This is a genomic window from Pseudomonas sp. YNh, from assembly GCF_037993085.1.
GTDB lineage: Bacteria > Pseudomonadota > Gammaproteobacteria > Pseudomonadales > Pseudomonadaceae > Aquipseudomonas > Aquipseudomonas putida.
In genome coordinates, this window is record NZ_JBBMRJ010000002.1 from 390,019 (window position 1) to 406,203 (window position 16,185).

At 63.7% G+C, this 16,185-nt stretch carries 18 protein-coding genes; 10 read left to right on the forward strand and 8 right to left on the reverse strand.

The genetic code is table 11. From position 1 onward, the window contains the following. Positions 1–26: 26 nt before the first annotated feature. From metX to WF331_RS03760, 6 genes are read left to right on the forward strand one after another with little or no spacing between them, the layout of a single operon-like run. Positions 27–1,166: a homoserine O-succinyltransferase MetX gene (gene metX / locus WF331_RS03735; RefSeq protein ID WP_016502059.1), complete on the forward strand. Its 1,140-nt coding sequence runs from the start codon at positions 27–29 to the stop codon at positions 1,164–1,166. A 7-nt stretch (positions 1,167–1,173) separates the two neighbouring features. After that, positions 1,174–1,794, forward strand: coding sequence for a methionine biosynthesis protein MetW (metW, locus tag WF331_RS03740; RefSeq protein ID WP_016502060.1), 621 nt, complete (start codon positions 1,174–1,176; stop codon positions 1,792–1,794). A 22-nt stretch (positions 1,795–1,816) separates the two neighbouring features. After that, the gene (locus WF331_RS03745; RefSeq protein ID WP_016502061.1) at positions 1,817–2,251 is read left to right on the forward strand and encodes a DUF4426 domain-containing protein; all 435 of its coding nucleotides are present in this window, start codon (positions 1,817–1,819) and stop codon (positions 2,249–2,251) included. Continuing rightward, positions 2,248–2,844 carry an RdgB/HAM1 family non-canonical purine NTP pyrophosphatase gene (gene rdgB / locus WF331_RS03750; protein ID WP_016502062.1) on the forward strand — a complete coding sequence of 199 codons (597 nt, stop codon included), beginning with the start codon at positions 2,248–2,250 and terminating at the stop codon, positions 2,842–2,844. The genes WF331_RS03745 and rdgB overlap by 4 nt, the downstream gene beginning before the upstream one ends. Continuing rightward, positions 2,841–4,016, forward strand: coding sequence for a radical SAM family heme chaperone HemW (hemW, locus tag WF331_RS03755; protein ID WP_340622657.1), 1,176 nt, complete (start codon positions 2,841–2,843; stop codon positions 4,014–4,016). Before rdgB ends, hemW begins: the two co-directional genes overlap by 4 nt. Positions 4,017–4,025: 9 nt before the next feature. Next, positions 4,026–4,352 carry a DUF3392 domain-containing protein gene (locus WF331_RS03760; RefSeq protein ID WP_019472081.1) on the forward strand — a complete coding sequence of 109 codons (327 nt, stop codon included), beginning with the start codon at positions 4,026–4,028 and terminating at the stop codon, positions 4,350–4,352. Positions 4,353–4,982: 630 nt separating this feature from the next. Here WF331_RS03760 and trmB read toward each other — a convergent pair. The 4 genes from trmB to WF331_RS03780 all read right to left on the reverse strand — a co-directional run bounded on the left by trmB (position 4,983) and on the right by WF331_RS03780 (position 7,256). Continuing rightward, positions 4,983–5,705 (reverse strand): tRNA (guanosine(46)-N7)-methyltransferase TrmB, encoded by a 723-nt coding sequence (gene trmB, locus WF331_RS03765; RefSeq protein ID WP_197897823.1) that lies wholly within the window; start codon positions 5,703–5,705, stop codon positions 4,983–4,985. A 9-nt stretch (positions 5,706–5,714) separates the two neighbouring features. After that, complete coding sequence (locus tag WF331_RS03770) at positions 5,715–6,527, reverse strand: thiazole synthase (protein WP_003249091.1); 813 nt, start codon at positions 6,525–6,527, stop codon at positions 5,715–5,717. A 54-nt stretch (positions 6,528–6,581) separates the two neighbouring features. Then, entirely contained in the window at positions 6,582–6,782 is a 201-nt protein-coding gene (thiS, locus tag WF331_RS03775) for a sulfur carrier protein ThiS (RefSeq protein WP_033692437.1), read from the reverse strand. A 102-nt stretch (positions 6,783–6,884) separates the two neighbouring features. Next, complete coding sequence (locus tag WF331_RS03780) at positions 6,885–7,256, reverse strand: DUF423 domain-containing protein (RefSeq protein WP_340622658.1); 372 nt, start codon at positions 7,254–7,256, stop codon at positions 6,885–6,887. Between the two features lie 64 nt (positions 7,257–7,320). Between WF331_RS03780 and mtgA the strand changes: the two genes are divergently transcribed. Continuing rightward, the gene (gene mtgA, locus WF331_RS03785) at positions 7,321–8,034 is read left to right on the forward strand and encodes a monofunctional biosynthetic peptidoglycan transglycosylase (protein WP_041168150.1); all 714 of its coding nucleotides are present in this window, start codon (positions 7,321–7,323) and stop codon (positions 8,032–8,034) included. Positions 8,035–8,168: 134 nt separating this feature from the next. On the opposite strand, the gene rpoH is transcribed toward mtgA, so the two are convergent. The 4 genes from rpoH to ftsY form a co-directional block, all read right to left on the reverse strand. Beyond that, positions 8,169–9,023, reverse strand: a complete 855-nt coding sequence (rpoH, locus tag WF331_RS03790) for an RNA polymerase sigma factor RpoH (protein ID WP_016502070.1) — start codon at positions 9,021–9,023, stop codon at positions 8,169–8,171. 111 nt (positions 9,024–9,134) lie between these two features. Further along, positions 9,135–10,160 (reverse strand): permease-like cell division protein FtsX, encoded by a 1,026-nt coding sequence (gene ftsX, locus WF331_RS03795; protein WP_340622659.1) that lies wholly within the window; start codon positions 10,158–10,160, stop codon positions 9,135–9,137. Beyond that, positions 10,157–10,828, reverse strand: coding sequence for a cell division ATP-binding protein FtsE (ftsE, locus tag WF331_RS03800; protein ID WP_012274659.1), 672 nt, complete (start codon positions 10,826–10,828; stop codon positions 10,157–10,159). Before ftsE ends, ftsX begins: the two co-directional genes overlap by 4 nt. Positions 10,829–10,830: 2 nt before the next feature. After that, a complete protein-coding gene (gene ftsY, locus WF331_RS03805) occupies positions 10,831–12,399 on the reverse strand; it encodes a signal recognition particle-docking protein FtsY (RefSeq protein WP_340622660.1) in 1,569 nt (522 codons plus the stop codon). Between the two features lie 231 nt (positions 12,400–12,630). On the opposite strand from ftsY, the gene WF331_RS03810 reads away from it, so the two are divergent. Genes WF331_RS03810 through rsmD form a run of 3 tightly spaced genes read left to right on the forward strand, consistent with a single transcriptional unit; the run spans position 12,631 to position 16,086 of the window. Beyond that, the gene (locus WF331_RS03810; RefSeq protein ID WP_049276522.1) at positions 12,631–13,986 is read left to right on the forward strand and encodes a M16 family metallopeptidase; all 1,356 of its coding nucleotides are present in this window, start codon (positions 12,631–12,633) and stop codon (positions 13,984–13,986) included. Continuing rightward, the gene (locus tag WF331_RS03815; protein WP_241799562.1) at positions 13,979–15,469 is read left to right on the forward strand and encodes a M16 family metallopeptidase; all 1,491 of its coding nucleotides are present in this window, start codon (positions 13,979–13,981) and stop codon (positions 15,467–15,469) included. The genes WF331_RS03810 and WF331_RS03815 overlap by 8 nt, the downstream gene beginning before the upstream one ends. After that, positions 15,469–16,086, forward strand: coding sequence for a 16S rRNA (guanine(966)-N(2))-methyltransferase RsmD (rsmD, locus tag WF331_RS03820; RefSeq protein WP_016502076.1), 618 nt, complete (start codon positions 15,469–15,471; stop codon positions 16,084–16,086). The genes WF331_RS03815 and rsmD overlap by 1 nt, the downstream gene beginning before the upstream one ends. The last annotated feature ends 99 nt before the right edge of the window (positions 16,087–16,185 follow it).

Genomic DNA, 16,185 nt, shown 5'->3' on the forward strand with positions numbered 1-16,185 from the left:
GCCTCCGTCAAGCGTGAGCAGGGTCGATGTCCACTGTCTTTCCCGAAGATTCCGTCGGTCTGGTAGTACCGCAAACCGCCCGGTTCGATGAACCGCTGGCACTGGCTTGTGGCCGCTCCCTGGCCAGTTACGAGCTGGTCTACGAGACCTATGGCACCCTGAACGCCAGCGCGAGCAACGCCGTGCTGATCTGCCATGCCCTCTCCGGCCACCACCATGCCGCCGGCTACCATGCCGCCACCGACCGCAAACCGGGATGGTGGGACAGCTGCATCGGCCCTGGCAAACCGATCGACACCAACCGCTTCTTCGTGGTCAGCCTGAACAACCTCGGCGGCTGCAACGGTAGCACCGGCCCCAGCAGCGTCAACCCGGCCACGGGCAAGCCTTACGGCGCCGACTTTCCGGTACTGACCGTAGAGGACTGGGTGCACAGCCAGGTGCGCCTGGGCGAGCGCCTGGGCATCCAGCAATGGGCCGCTGTCGTCGGCGGTAGCCTGGGCGGCATGCAGGCACTGCAATGGACCATCAGCTACCCGGAGCGTGTGCGCCATTGCGTCGACATCGCCTCGGCACCCAAGCTGTCGGCACAGAACATTGCCTTCAACGAAGTCGCTCGCCAGGCCATCCTCACCGACCCCGAATTCCATGGGGGTTCGTTCCAGGACCAGGGCGTCATCCCCAAGCGCGGCCTGATGCTGGCGCGCATGGTCGGCCATATCACCTACCTGTCCGACGACTCGATGGGTGAGAAATTTGGCCGTGAGCTGAAAAGCGACAAGCTCAACTACGACTTCCACAGCGTCGAGTTCCAGGTCGAAAGCTACCTGCGCTACCAGGGCGAGGAGTTTTCTGGCCGTTTCGACGCCAACACCTACTTGCTGATGACCAAGGCGCTGGACTACTTCGACCCGGCCGCAGCCCAGGGCGGCGACCTGGCCGCCACCCTGGCCCACGTGAAGGCGCAATACTGCATCATGTCGTTCACCACCGACTGGCGCTTCTCGCCGGCCCGTTCGCGCGAGATCGTCGACGCGCTGATGGCTGCGCGCAAGAACGTCTGCTACCTGGAGATCGAATCGCCTTACGGGCACGATGCCTTCCTGATCCCCACACCTCGCTACATGCAGGGTTTCTCGAACTACATGAACCGCATTGCCATCTGAGGACAGCATGAGAGCCGATCTGGAAATCATCCACGACTGGATCCCCGCCGGCAGCCGGGTACTCGACCTGGGCTGCGGCAGCGGCGAACTGCTGGCCTCGCTGCGTGACCGCAAGCAGGTCACCGGCTATGGCCTGGAGATCGACGCCGACAACATCGCCGCCTGCGTGGCCAAGGGCGTCAACGTCATCGAGCAGGACCTGGACAAGGGCCTGGGCAATTTCGCCAGCAACAGTTTCGACGTAGTGATCATGACCCAGGCCCTGCAGGCCGTGGAGTACCCCGACCGCATCCTCGACGAGATGCTGCGCGTGGGCCGCCAGTGCATCATCACCTTCCCCAACTTCGGCCACTGGCGCTGCCGCTGGTACCTGGCGACCAAAGGCCGCATGCCGGTATCGGACTTCATGCCGTATACCTGGTACAACACGCCGAACATCCACTTCTGCACCTTCGCCGACTTCGAGGAGCTGGTGCACGAACGCAGGGCCAAGGTGCTTGACCGCCTGGCCGTCGACCACTTGCACCGCAACGGGTGGGGTGGCCGGCTTTGGCCTAATCTTCTAGGTGAGATCGGCATCTACCGCGTCAGCAGCCCGGGCCTGCCAGAGCACCAGCTCGCTGTCTGACGCCCACCGGAGGAATTGCCCCATGCGTCGCCTAGCCCTGTTCCTGATCAGCCTGTGCCTGGCATTGCCAGTACTGGCTGCCGATGCCGCCCGGCCCGAGCGCAAGGAAGTGTTTGGCGACGTGACGGTGCATTACAGCGCATTCACTTCGAGCATGCTCACACCCGAGGTGGCTGCAGCCACCGGGCTTGTGCGCAGCAAGAACCAGGGCGTGCTCAACATTGCCGTGCTCAAGGCCGGCAAGCCCACTCCAGCACTGGTCAGCGGCAAGGTCAAAGACCTGACCGGGCGCATCAGCCCGCTGTCGTTCAAGCAGGTTACCGAACCGGGCGCGGTTTACTACATCGCCCAGTTCAAGATCGAACAAGCAGAAACCGTCACCTTCGACCTGACCATCGAAACCGGCGGCATCAGCAACTCCCTCAGCTTCAACCAGGAAGTGTTCCCAGGCGAATGATGAATTTCCAGCAACTCGTATTGGCCAGCCATAACGCCGGCAAACTCAAGGAACTCCAGGCCATGCTCGGCCAGTCCGTGCAGCTGCGCTCGATTGGCGAGTTCAGCCAGGTCGAGCCGGAAGAAACCGGCCTGTCGTTCGTCGAGAACGCCATCCTCAAGGCACGCAACGCCGCGCGTATTTCCGGCCTGCCGGCCCTGGCCGACGATTCTGGCCTGGCCGTGGACTTCCTCGGTGGTGCGCCGGGTATCTACTCGGCACGCTATGCCGACGGCAAGGGTGATGCAGCGAACAACGCCAAGCTGCTCGAAGCCCTGAAAGACGTGCCCGAAGCGGAGCGCGGCGCGCAGTTCGTCTGCGTCCTGGCGCTGGTGCGCCATGCCGACGACCCGTTGCCGATACTGTGCGAAGGCCTGTGGCACGGCAGCATCCTGTTCGAGGCCAGCGGCGAGCACGGTTTCGGCTACGACCCGCTGTTCTGGGTACCGGAGCGCAACTGCTCCAGCGCCGACCTGGCCCCGGCAGATAAAAACCAGCTCAGCCACCGCGCCCGTGCCATGGCCCTGCTGCGCCAACGTCTGGGCCTGGCATGATCGAAATGCTGTCTTCTCCCGGCGCGGCGGCCTTTACCAGCCTGCCGCCGCTGGCGCTGTACATCCACATCCCGTGGTGCGTACGCAAATGCCCTTACTGCGACTTCAACTCCCACGCTGCCGGGCCTGAACTGCCGGAAGACGCCTACGTCACAGCCCTGCTGGACGACCTCGACCAGGAGCTGGCCGCCGTACAGGGCCGCCCGATCAGCTCGATCTTCTTTGGTGGCGGTACGCCCAGCCTGTTCAGTGCCGATGCCCTGGGCCGGCTGCTGCGCGGCGTGGAACAACGCATCCCGTTCGCGCCAGACATCGAAATCACCCTGGAGGCCAACCCGGGCACGTTCGAGCAGGACAAGTTCAAGGCCTACCGGCAAACCGGCATCAACCGCCTGTCCATCGGCGTTCAGAGCTTCCAGGCCGCCAAGCTGGAGGCGCTGGGACGCATCCACAATGGCGACGAAGCGGTCCGTGCTGCCGGCATGGCGCGTGCTGCCGGCTTCGACAACTTCAACATGGACCTGATGCACGGCCTGCCCGACCAGTCGCTGGATGACGCGCTGGGCGACCTGCGCCAGGCCATCGACCTGGGCCCGACGCACCTGTCGTGGTATCAGCTGACCGTGGAACCGAACACGGTGTTCTGGAACCAGCCGCCAGAGCTGCCCGAGGACGACATCCTCTGGGACATCCAGGAGGCCGGCCAGGCACTGATGGCCGAGCACGGCTATCGCCAATACGAGGTCTCGGCCTATGCCCAGACGGGCCGTGCAGCCCAGCACAACCTCAACTACTGGCGCTTTGGCGACTTTATCGGCATTGGTGCCGGTGCCCACGGCAAGCTGACCTTCGCCGATGGCCGCATCCTGCGCACCTGGAAAACCCGCCTGCCCAAGGACTACCTGAACCTGGCCAAGCCGTTCAAGGCCGGCGAGAAGCTGCTGCCAGTCGACGAACTGCCGTTCGAGTTCCTGATGAATGCCCTGCGCCTGACCGATGGCGTGGAAGCCGAACTGTTCACCCAGCGCACCGGTTTGCCGCTGGCACAGCTGCGCGAGGCACGCCGCGCCGCCGAACAAAAAGGCCTTTTACAGGTCGAACCGGATCGACTGGTAGCCACGCCAAGGGGCCAGTTGTTCCTCAATGACCTGCTGCAGTATTTCTTGACCTAAGGATGACCCATGGATCTGGTACTTGATCTGCTCGCAACGGTTTCCCGCTGGAGCCGCGGCAACCTGTCGGAGATTTCACTGGCCTTGGTAGGCTGCCTGCTGGTGCTGTTCGGCAGCGATGTGAAAGCCTGGGCCGAACAACGCCTGGGTGGCCTGGCGGGAGCACTGCGGGTGCCGTTCATGGCGCTGATGGTGATGATCGGCAGCGGTGCGGCGCTGATCTACGCCACGCCGTGGGTGGTGAAGGGGTTGGCACAGTTCAACAACTACGCGCTGGCGCCGGTGTTGCTGGTGGTGCTGGTGTTGATTGGTGTGGTGGCTGATCGCCGAGGCTAAGGGTTGCAAAAAGCTGCCCCGGGAAACCAGGGCAGCCCTACCACCTGACTAGCCCTTAACGGGCATCATCGAAGTGGTCACGCATGAAGTCCCGAACGGTCTTGAGCACAATCAAGATCCGAATGAGCTTCCAAACGCGGCTCAGCGCATCAAGCAAACGCTTCATATGCCTTGGCCTCCGTGTTGGCGGGCCAATCTTCCAGCATCTAACCGGCACTTCGATGCCTTCGAAAACTCTGGGGACGTTTTCGGTGAAGTGGCCAGGTTAATGGCCCTTCGAAGTCAGTTACCGGCACGGTTCTCAGGCCGTGTCGAAGGGGCCGGAAAGCAGAATTCTTCTCCTACCCGACCCATCACCGAATTTTTCCCCACAGGAGCAACACGATGATAATTGGGATGCGCAATCAAAGCTGTTAACCGCGCAGACACACGTGATGCTGGATATTTCTGATCGTTGACGCGCGCTTTTTGGCTGCTTATGATCCCCTGACTGTGGGGGCGTTTTCGGTGAAGTCCCAGAGCGAAGGATACTCAGTCCTGTCGCTCACAAAAAAACCGCCTTTCTCAAGGCGGTTTTTTTTCGCCCGCATTTCTGCAAGCACCAGCACATCGAAAGGCCAGATCAGCCGATCAATCCACCTTCTCGAACTTCAAATCCCACACCCCATGCCCAAGCCGCTCGCCGCGGCGTTCGAACTTGGTGATCGGGCGCTCTTCCGGGCGTGGCACGTAGGTGCCGTCGGCTGCACGGTTGCGATAGCCCGGGGCGGCGCTCATCACTTCCAGCATGTACTGGGCATACGGCTCCCAGTCGGTGGCCATGTGGAACACGCCACCGGGCTTGAGCTTGCGACGTACCAGCTCGGCAAACTCCAGCTGGACGATGCGGCGCTTGTGGTGACGCGCCTTGTGCCAAGGGTCTGGGAAGAACAGCATCAGGCGGTCGAGGCTGTTGTCCGCCACGCAGCGGTTCAGCACTTCGATGGCATCGCAGTCGTACACCCGCAGGTTCTTCAGGCCCTGAGTCAGTACGCCGTTGAGCAGCGCGCCGACACCCGGGCGGTGCACTTCCACACCGATAAAATCCTGCTCAGGCGCGGCAGCCGCCATTTCCAGCAGGGAATGGCCCATGCCGAAGCCGATCTCCAGGGTGCGGGGCGCCGAACGGCCGAACACCTGGTCGTAGTCCACCGGGCTGTCGGCCAGCGGCAGGATGTACAGCGGGCCGCCCTGGTCCAGGCCGCGTTGCTGGCCTTCGGTCATGCGCCCGGCGCGCATCACGAAGCTCTTGATGCGGCGGTGTGGGCGGGCTTCGCCGTCGGGGGTGATCGGCGTATCGTGCGATTCAGTCATCAGGAGCTCTTACTTGATCAGACCATCCAGCGGCGAAGAGGCGCTGGCATAGAGTTTCTTCGGCATACGGCCGGCCAGGTAGGCCATGCGACCGGCGACGATGGCGTGCTTCATGGCTTCGGCCATCAGCACCGGCTGCTGGGCGTGGGCGATGGCCGAGTTCATCAGCACCGCCTCGCAGCCCATTTCCATGGCGATGGTGGCGTCGGAAGCAGTACCCACACCGGCATCGACCAGCACCGGCACCTTGGATTCTTCCAGGATGATCTGCAGGTTGTAGGGGTTGCAGATGCCCAGGCCGGTGCCAATCAGGCCAGCCAGCGGCATGACCGCGATGCAGCCGACTTCGGCCAGCTGACGGGCGATGATCGGGTCGTCGCTGGTGTACACCATCACGTCGAAACCTTCCTTGACCAGCACTTCGGCGGCCTTGAGGGTTTCGATCACGTTGGGGAACAGGGTCTTCTGGTCGGCCAGCACTTCCAGTTTCACCAGCGTGCGGGATTCGTGCGACTTGCGCCCGTCCAGCAGTTCACGAGCCAGACGGCAGGTACGCACCGCTTCCACCGCGTCAAAGCAGCCGGCGGTGTTCGGCAGGATGGTGTACTTGTCGGGCGACAGTACGTCGAGCAGGTTCGGCTCGCCCGCATTCTGCCCAAGGTTGGTGCGGCGTACGGCGACGGTGACGATTTCGGCACCCGAGGCCTCGGTGGCCAGGCGGGTTTCTTCCATGTCACGGTACTTGCCGGTGCCGACCAGCAGGCGCGACTGGAAAGTACGCCCGGCCAGGGTGAAGGGCTTGTCGCTACGAACGTTGCTCATCGTTGTTCCTCGGGAATAGGTTGCTGGGCTTGCTTGTAAACCGCCGGGCTGCTGTCAGCCACCACCGATGGCGTGGACCACTTCGACCTGGTCGCCGTCGTTCAGCAGCGTGCTGTCGTGCTGGCTACGCGGCACGATATCCAGGTTCAGCTCTACTGCCACACGGCGCCCGGTCAGTTCCAGGCGCGTCAGCAGGGCTGCAACGCTTTCGCCAGCAGGCAGTTCGTAAGGTTCACCGTTCAGTTGAATGCGCATGCGCACGGCCACCATTGTTCTTTGGGGCCCGCATTCTAGCGCCGAACCCACCTGCAACCCAAGGCCGGTGCACGCCATTAGTCGCGATTGTGGACCACTCGGTCAGCCCAGCCGCCAGGCTGCCAGGCCCAGGCACAGCCAGCCGGCCAGGAAGCACAGGCCGCCGACCGGCGTGATGATGCCCAGCTTGCCGAGGCCGCTGAGGGTCAGCAGGTACAGGCTGCCGGAGAACAGCACGATGCCTAAGGCAAACAGGCCGCCAGCCCAGCCGACCAGGCGCCCGGGCAGGTGCACCGAGAGCACGGCGACACCGAAGATCGCCAAGGCATGCACCAGCTGGTAGGTCACGCCCGTGTGGAAGATCGCCAGGTAGTCTGCCGTCAGCCGGCTTTTCAGGCCGTGGGCAGCGAAGGCACCCAGGGCGACCCCGGTAAAGCCGAAAAAGGCGGCAAGCATCAGGAAGCTGCGAAGCATGGGACGACTCCTTGTATCGGGTCTGTATAATGGCCCCTTCCACCCGTACGGCCAAGCCATCGCCATGCTGCCAACCCTTCTCCGCCGCCTTTCCCGTGCCCTGCTATGGTTCGCTGCCGGCAGCATTGTGCTGGTACTGGTGTTCCGCTGGGTGCCACCGCCCGGCACGGCCCTGATGGTCGAGCGCAAGGTGCAGTCTTGGGTGAATGGAGAATCCATCGACCTGCAGCGCGACTGGGAGCCGTGGGAGAACATCTCCGATGAGCTGAAGGTTGCCGTCATCGCCGGCGAGGACCAGAAGTTCGCCAGCCACTGGGGGTTCGACATCCCGGCTATCCAGGCGGCCCTGGCCTACAACGAGCGCGGCGGCAATGTTCGCGGTGCCAGCACCCTGACCCAACAAGTGGCCAAGAACCTGTTCCTGTGGTCCGGGCGCAGCTGGTTCCGTAAAGGGCTGGAGGCCTGGTTCACGGCCCTGATCGAGCTGTTCTGGTCCAAGGAGCGGATTCTTGAGGTTTACCTGAACAGTGCCGAATGGGGCAAAGGCGTATTTGGCGCCCAGGCAGCGGCGCGTTATCACTTTGGTGTCGATGCCAGTCGTCTTAGTCGCCAGCAGGCGGCGCAGCTGGCGGCGGTGCTGCCTAGTCCGATCAAGTGGAGTGCCAGCCGGCCGAGCGCCTATGTGGCCAGCCGGGCGGGGTGGATTCGCCGGCAGATGAGCCAGTTGGGCGGGCCCAGCTACCTGATGCAGCTCGATACTTCGCGCAACAAGCTTTGAGTTTTGCGGTGATGCGCAAATTGAGCGCCGCGCGGGCGGCGCTCAATCTCACGGGCATCACAACATTCACGCCGAGCACAAAAAAGCCGCTCGCCCCATCGGGGCCAGCGGCTCTATCTACAACCAAGGCCCGATCAGATCGCGATCAGTGCCTTGACCTTGTTCATCGCATTTTTCTCCAGCTGGCGAATCCGCTCAGCCGATACGCTGTACTTGTCTGCCAGCTCATGCAGCGTGGCCTTCTCTTCCGCCAACCAGCGCTGATAGAGAATATCGCGGCTACGCTCGTCCAGCCCTTGCAGCGCTTCGTGCAGGTTGCTGGTGGAGTTATCGCTCCAGTCGGCATCCTCCAACTGCACCGCCGGGTCGTAACGGTGGTCTTCCAGGTAATGCGCAGGCGACTGGAAGGCGCTGTCGTCGTCAGCTTCCGCTGCCGGGTCGAAGGCCATGTCCTGGCCACTCAGGCGGCTTTCCATCTCACGCACTTCACGCGGTTCGACGCCAAGGCTTTCTGCCACGCGATGCACTTCGTCGTTGTTCAGCCACGCCAAGCGCTTCTTCTGGCTACGCAGGTTGAAGAACAGCTTGCGCTGGGCCTTGGTGGTGGCCACCTTGACGATGCGCCAGTTGCGCAGGATGAACTCGTGGATCTCTGCCTTGATCCAGTGCACGGCGAACGACACCAGGCGCACGCCCATTTCAGGGTTGAAGCGCTTGACGGCCTTCATCAGGCCGACGTTGCCTTCCTGGATCAGGTCAGCCTGTGCCAGACCGTAGCCTGCATAGCTACGGGCGATGTGTACGACGAAACGCAGGTGGGCCATCACCATTTGACGAGCGGCCTCGACATCCTGCTCATAATAGAGACGCTCGCCCAGATCACGCTCCTGCTCGACCGTCAGCAGCGGGATGCTGTTGACCGTGTGCACATAGGCTTCCAGGTTTGCACCGGGTACCAGGGCATAGGCAGGTTGCAACGATGTGGTCATTCAAGAACCTCCGACTTACAAAACTCGCGCCTTGTGGGCGCTGCCAACATAGACCTGGAACGACGGTACAAGTTCCGTAGTGAACAAAATGTCAATGCTGGCACGTAAAAACTATCGCGGCGCCAGCTCGTTCAGATGACGAGCGACGGCAATCCATGCACCGATATACCCCAACAGCACCGCTCCGATCAAGAGCGACAGACCATCGGACGCCGGCACCCCGCCCAGGGCGAAGTCACTGCCGTACAGTCCGGAAAGCCCTACAACCGCGTCGTTGAGCCAATTCAGGCCAAACGCCAGGATACCCCACGCCAGCAGCCCCGCACCCAGGCCATACAAGGCGCCCATGTACAGGAAAGGCCGGCGCACGTAGGCGTCAGTGCCGCCTACCAGCTTGATCACTTCGATCTCGACACGGCGGTTTTCAATGTGTAGACGAATTGTGTTACCGATTACTAACAGCAGGGCAGAAATCAGCATCACGGCCAGGCCGAAGACGAAGCGGTCACCGAGTTTGAGGATGGCCGCCAGGCGCTCGACCCACACCAGGTCAAGTTGCGCCACTTCCACCCGCGGCAGCTCCGACAGGCGTTGACGCAAGGCATCCAGGGCGGGCTTGTCGACCTCGGTCGGGGTTACCACCACCACGCCAGGCAGCGGGTTGTCGGGCAGTTCGCGCAAGGCCTCGCCCAAGCCGGACTGCTGCTGGAATTCTTCCAGCGCCTGCTCGCGGCTGACAAATTGCGCGTCCGCCACCCCGGGCATGCCCTTGATCTCGTCGCGCAGGGACTCACCATCGCGGCTGCCGGCATCGAGCTTGAGGTACAGGGAAATCTGCGCAGCACGCTGCCATGAGCCGCCAAGCTGCTCGATGTTCTTCAGCAGCAACGACAGGCCCATGGGCATGCTCAGCGCCACCGCCATTACCAGGCAGGTGAAAAAGCTGCCGATCGGCTGCTTGCCCAAACGACGCAGGCTGTCGGCCATGCTGGCACGGTGGCTTTCCAGCCAGGCATTCAGCAATGTGCGGAAATCCGGGCCGTCATCGTCCTCGCCGCGTTTTTTCTTCTCCGGTTGCGGGTCGGCCGGCTTTGGCGCAACCCGCTCGGAAACCTTCGGCGTACGTATAGTGCTCATTGCCCGGCCTCCCCATCGCCGATCAAGCGGCCGCGCTGCAAGGTCAGCATGCGGTGGCGCATGCGCGCAATCAGTGCCAGGTCATGGCTGGCGATCAATACCGTGGTGCCCAGGCGGTTGATGTCCTCGAACACGCCCATGATCTCTGCTGCCAGGCGCGGGTCGAGGTTACCGGTGGGTTCGTCGGCCAGCAGCAGGGCCGGCTGGTGCACGATGGCGCGGGCGATACCCACCCGCTGCTGCTGCCCGGTGGACAGGTCGGCCGGGAACAGTTCGCCCTTGTCGGACAGCGACACACGCTCCAGCGCCGAATCCACGCGCTTGGCGATCTCGGCCTTGGACAAGCCGAGAATCTGCAGTGGCAAGGCGATGTTGTTGAACACCGTGCGGTCGAACAACAGCTGGTGGTTCTGGAACACCACGCCGATCTGCCGACGCAGGAACGGGATCTGCGCGTTGCTGATCTGGCCCAGGTCCTGACCGGCCAGCATGAGCTTGCCGCTGGTCGGGCGTTCCATGGCCAGCAACAAGCGCAGCAAGGTGCTCTTGCCGGCGCCCGAATGGCCGGTGACGAACAGGAATTCGCCCCGGCGCGCCCGGAAACTCAGCTCATGCAAACCCACATGACCATTGGGATAGCGCTTGGCAACCTGTTCGAATCGGATCATGGTCAGTCTCGCTCGGCGAACAGAGCCTTGACGAACGGCTCGGCTTCGAAGGTACGCAGGTCGTCGATGCCTTCACCAACACCGATAAAGCGGATCGGGATGTTGAACTGCTTGGCCAAGGCGAAGATCACCCCGCCTTTGGCGGTGCCGTCCAGCTTGGTCAGGGCCAGGCCGGTCAGTTCGACGCTCTGGTTGAAGTACTTGGCCTGGCTGATGGCGTTCTGGCCGGTGCCGGCGTCGAGTACCAGCAGCACCTCGTGTGGCGCATCGGCGTCGAGCTTGCCGATCACCCGACGGACCTTCTTCAGCTCTTCCATCAAGTTGTCTTTGGTGTGCAGGCGGCCGGCAGTGTCGGCGATCAGCACGTCGGCGCCACGGGCCTTGGCGGCCTGCACGGCGTCGAAGATCACCGACGCGGAGTCGGCGCCGGTGTGCTGGGCGATCACCGGAATCTGGTTACGCTCGCCCCACACCTGCAGCTGCTCGACCGCGGCGGCACGGAAGGTGTCACCGGCAGCCAGCATGACTTTCTTGCCTTCCAGCTGCAGCTTTTTCGCCAGCTTGCCGATGGTGGTGGTCTTGCCGGCGCCGTTCACGCCAACCACCAGGATCACATAGGGTTTGTTCTGCGCCTGCACTTTCAGCGGTTGCTCGACCGGGCGCAACAGCGCGGCCAGCTCTTCCTGCAGCGACTTGTAAAGCGCGTCGGCGTCGGCCAGCTGCTTGCGGGCAACCTTCTGGGTCAGGTTCTGGACGATGGCCGAGGTGGCTTCCACACCGACGTCGGCGGTCAGCAGGCGCGTCTCGATTTCGTCGAGCAGGTCGTCGTCGATGACCTTCTTGCCGAGGAACAGGCTGGCCATGCCCTCGCCGATGCTGGCGCTGGTCTTCGAGAGGCCCTGCTTGAGGCGAGCGAAGAAGCCGGGTTTGGCTTGTTCGGTAACGGTTGCGACGGCAGACACAGGCTCGGGCTCTGGTTGCACAGGCTCTGCTGCCGGACGCTCGGGGATCGCTGGCGGGACTTTTGGCTCCAGGTCAGGGACGAGAGCGACGGGCTCCTCGGCAACGGGCAGTACCAGGTTGCTGACCGGGGGTTCGACGGCTTGAATGGCCGGGGCTGCTACTGGCGCAGGGGTTTCGAGCTGCGGGGCGGCAGGCTCCGCATTCGCGGGCACGCCCGCTCCCACAGGGGTGGGGGCAGGCTCAGGCGCTGGGGTAACCACTACTGGCGCAGGCGCAGGCTCAGGGACCGGCGCAGCCACCGGAGCAGGTGCAGGCTCAAAGACTGGCGCGACCACCGGGGCAGGTACAGGCTCAGGGGCCACTGCTGGCTCAGCAGCCAGAGGGGCCTCAGCTGCAGGTGCAGGTGCTTCAGCAACCACCGGCTCGACCGGAGCAGCTTCAGCGTGCTCGACGGCGGATGGCGGCGCTACAGGCTCTGCAGCCTGGGGCTCGGGGGCTTGTGGCTGTTCGGCGACAGGTTGCTGCGGCTTCTTGCGAAACCAGCTGAACAGGCCTTTCTTCTCGCCAGCCTCGGCCGGCGCTTTCTTGTCGTCGTTGGAACCAAACATGGAGGACGGCTATCTCAGGGTAGCGATGAGCCAGCAATGGCCCATCGGGAATTCTCTCTACGCAGAACAGACTATCTTGAAGCCTGCTGGTTCATGCGCAACGTTTTGTCTTAGTGTCCTGCGGGCCAGAACGGCGACAGGCATGGTCGCCAGGCAACCGGATCAGTATCCTAGCACCTCCTGGCCCGCCGACGCTAAACCCAGCGGGCCGCCGAACAGGTTAAACACCTTATGAATGCTCTAGCCCGCCGCGCCGCTGGCCTGTTGCTCGGCACGCTCTGCCTGCCGCTCGCGGCCTTCGCCGCCGATGTGCAACCCACCCACGAATTCATCCTCGACAATGGCCTGAAGGTGGTCGTGCGCGAAGACCATCGCGCCCCGGTGGTGGTCTCGCAGATCTGGTACAAGGTCGGCTCCAGCTATGAAACCCCAGGCCAGACCGGTTTGTCCCATGCGCTGGAACACATGATGTTCAAGGGCAGCGCCAAGGTCGGCCCCGGCGAAGCTTCGCGCATCCTGCGTGACCTGGGCGCCGAAGAAAACGCCTTCACCAGCGACGACTACACCGCCTATTACCAGGTACTGGCCCGCGACCGCCTGCCGGTCGCCCTGGAGCTGGAGGCCGACCGCCTGGCCAGCCTGCGCCTGCCGGCCGACGAGTTCAGCCGCGAAATCGAGGTAATCAAGGAAGAACGCCGCCTGCGCACCGACGATCAGCCCAACTCCAAGGCGTTCGAGCTGTTCCGCGCCATGGCCTACCCGGCCAGCGGCTACCACACGCCGACCATCGGATGGATGGCGGACCTGGAGCGCATGAAGGTCGAAGAACTGCGCCACTGGTACGAGTCCTGGTACGCCCCCAACAATGCCACCCTGGTGGTGGTCGGCGATGTCACCGCCGACGAGGTCAAGGGCCTGGCGCAGAAGTACTTCGGCAGCATTCCAAAGCGCGCCGTACCGCCGGCCAAACTGCCACTGGAGCTGGCCGAGCCTGGCCAGCGCCAGCTGACCCTGCACGTACGCACCCAGCTGCCCAGCCTGATCTATGGCTTCAACGTGCCCGGCCTGCCCACCGCCAAGGACCCGCGCACCGTGCATGCCCTGCGCCTGATCTCGGCACTGCTCGACGGCGGCTACAGCGCCCGTATGCCGGCACGCCTGGAGCGTGGCCAGGAGTTGGTGGCTGGCGCCTCGTCCAGCTACAACGCCTTCACCCGCGGCGACAGCCTGTTCCTGATCTCGGCCACGCCGAACGTGCAAAAGCAGAAAACCCTCGACGATGTGGAGAAAGGCATCTGGCAGTTGCTTGAAGAACTCAAGACCACCCCGCCCAGCGCCGAAGAGCTCGAACGCGTACGCGCCCAGGTCATTGCCGGCCTGGTCTACGACCGCGACTCCATCAGCAGCCAGGCCACCACCATCGGCCAGCTGGAAACCGTCGGCCTGTCCTGGAAACTGATCGACAGCGAGCTGGACGAGCTCAAGCGCGTCACCCCGCAGGACATCCAGGACGCCGCGCGCACCTACTTCACCCGCGAACGCCTGAGCGTTGCCCATGTACTGCCCGAGGAGTCCGCTCATGAGTGATCGTCGCGCACCGCGCCCAACCCTGCTGGCCACGGGCATCCGCGCCCTGGCGCTGGCGGCAGTGCTGGCCGCCCCGGCCATGGCCGACAACGCCGCCAAGGCGGACACCAGCGCCGCCCGCCCGGCCAACACCTTGCAGTCGCTGGCCGAGCTGGATGGCAAGGCACCCAGCCGGCGGCAGCTGAACATCCAGCACTGGAACACCGCTGAGGGCGCCCGTGTGCTGTTCGTGGAAGCCCGCGAACTGCCGATGTTCGACCTGCGCGTCACCTTTGCCGCCGGCAGCAGCCAGGACGCCGGAACCCCCGGCGTAGCGGCGCTGACCAACGCCATGCTCAACGAGGGTGTGGCCGGCAAGGACGTCACCGCCATCGCCGAAGGTTTCGAAGGCCTGGGCGCAGACTTTGGCAACGGCTCCTACCGTGACATGGCCGTGGCATCGCTGCGCAGCCTCAGCATCAAGGACAAGCGCGAACCTGCGCTCAAGCTGTTCACCGAAGTGGCCGGCAAGCCGACCTTCCCCGAGGACGCCCTCAAGCGCATCAAGAACCAGATGCTGGCCGGCTTCGAGTACGAGAAGCAGAACCCCGGCAAGATCGCTGGCAAGGCGCTGTTCGGCAACCTCTATGGCGACCACCCCTACGCCCACCCAAGCGATGGCACCGCAGAAACCATCAACGGCATTACCCTGGCACAACTGCGCGCCTTCCACGCCAAGGCTTATACCGGCGGCAACGCAGTAATCGCCCTGGTCGGCGACCTCAGCCGTGCCGAAGCCGAAGCCATTGCCGCCCAGGTTTCGGCGGGCCTGCCCAAGGGCCCGGCGCTTGCCGCGCCAGCCCAGCCCAGCGAAGCCAAGGCCGGCCTGACCCACATCGACTTCCCGTCCAAACAGACCCACCTCATGCTGGCTGAGCTTGGTATCGACCGCCAGGACCCGGATTGGCCAGCCTTGTCGCTGGGTAACCAGATCCTCGGTGGTGGCGCCTTCGGTACCCGGCTGATGAGCGAAGTGCGTGAAAAGCGTGGCCTGACCTACGGCGTGTACTCGGTGTTCAGCCCCATGCAGGTGCGCGGCCCGTTCATGATCAACCTGCAGACCCGTGCCGAGCTCAGTGAAGGCACGCTCAAGCTGGTACAGGATATTCTTGCCGACTACCTCAAGACAGGCCCCACCCAGCAAGAGCTGGACGATGCCAAGCGCGAACTGGCCGGCAGCTTCCCGCTGTCCAATGCCAGCAACGCCAGCATCGTCGGCCAGTTGGGCGCAATCGGCTTCTACAATCTGCCGCTGACCTGGCTGGAGGACTTCATGCAGCAGTCCCAGGCCCTCACCGTCGAGCAGGTCAAGGCGGCCATGAACAAACACCTGTCAGCCGATAAACTGGTGATCGTCACCGTAGGCCCGAAAGTGCCACAAAAACCGCTGCCAGCCCCCACTGACAAGCCCTCCGAGCAAGCGCTCGGGGTACCGGAGCACTAATGCCAAGATCCACCCCTCCCGCCCGCCCGCAATCGGGCCAAAGCAAGGGCCAGGGCCACCTGCGCATCATCGCCGGCGAGTGGCGTAGCCGCCGCCTGGCGGTACCGGAAGGCGAAGGCCTGCGGCCAACGCCTGACCGCGTGCGCGAAACCCTGTTCAACTGGCTGGCGCCGCACATCGAGGGTGCCCGCGTTCTGGATGCCTTCACCGGCAGCGGTGCCCTGGTGCTCGAAGCCCTGTCTCGCGGCGCCAAGGATGCCGTGGCACTGGACAGCAACCCGGCGGCGATCGGCAACCTGAAGAACAACCTCGAAATCCTGCGTTGCCCCCGCGGGCAAATCCTGCAAACCGATGCCCTGCGCTACTTGCAAGGCCCGGCCAAGCAACAGTTCGACGTGGTGTTCCTCGACCCGCCGTTCCACCAGGACCTGCTGGCCAACACCTGCAACCTGCTGGAGCAGAACCAGTGGCTAGGCGAACAGGCGCTGATCTACACCGAAAGCGAAGCGGCGCCCTCAACACTGCCGATGCCCGGCAACTGGCGGCTGCACCGCGAGAAGAAAACCGGCCAGGTGCATTACGCGCTCTGGCAGCGAGGATGCGCGTCGCCAGGCTGACACCGACAGATGTCGGCGCCGTCCTGCAGCGTCAGCTCGGTTTGAGCCAGGCGGTACGCGTCAGTGTCGGCCCACCTACCGCGCAACAACCACTGCCGG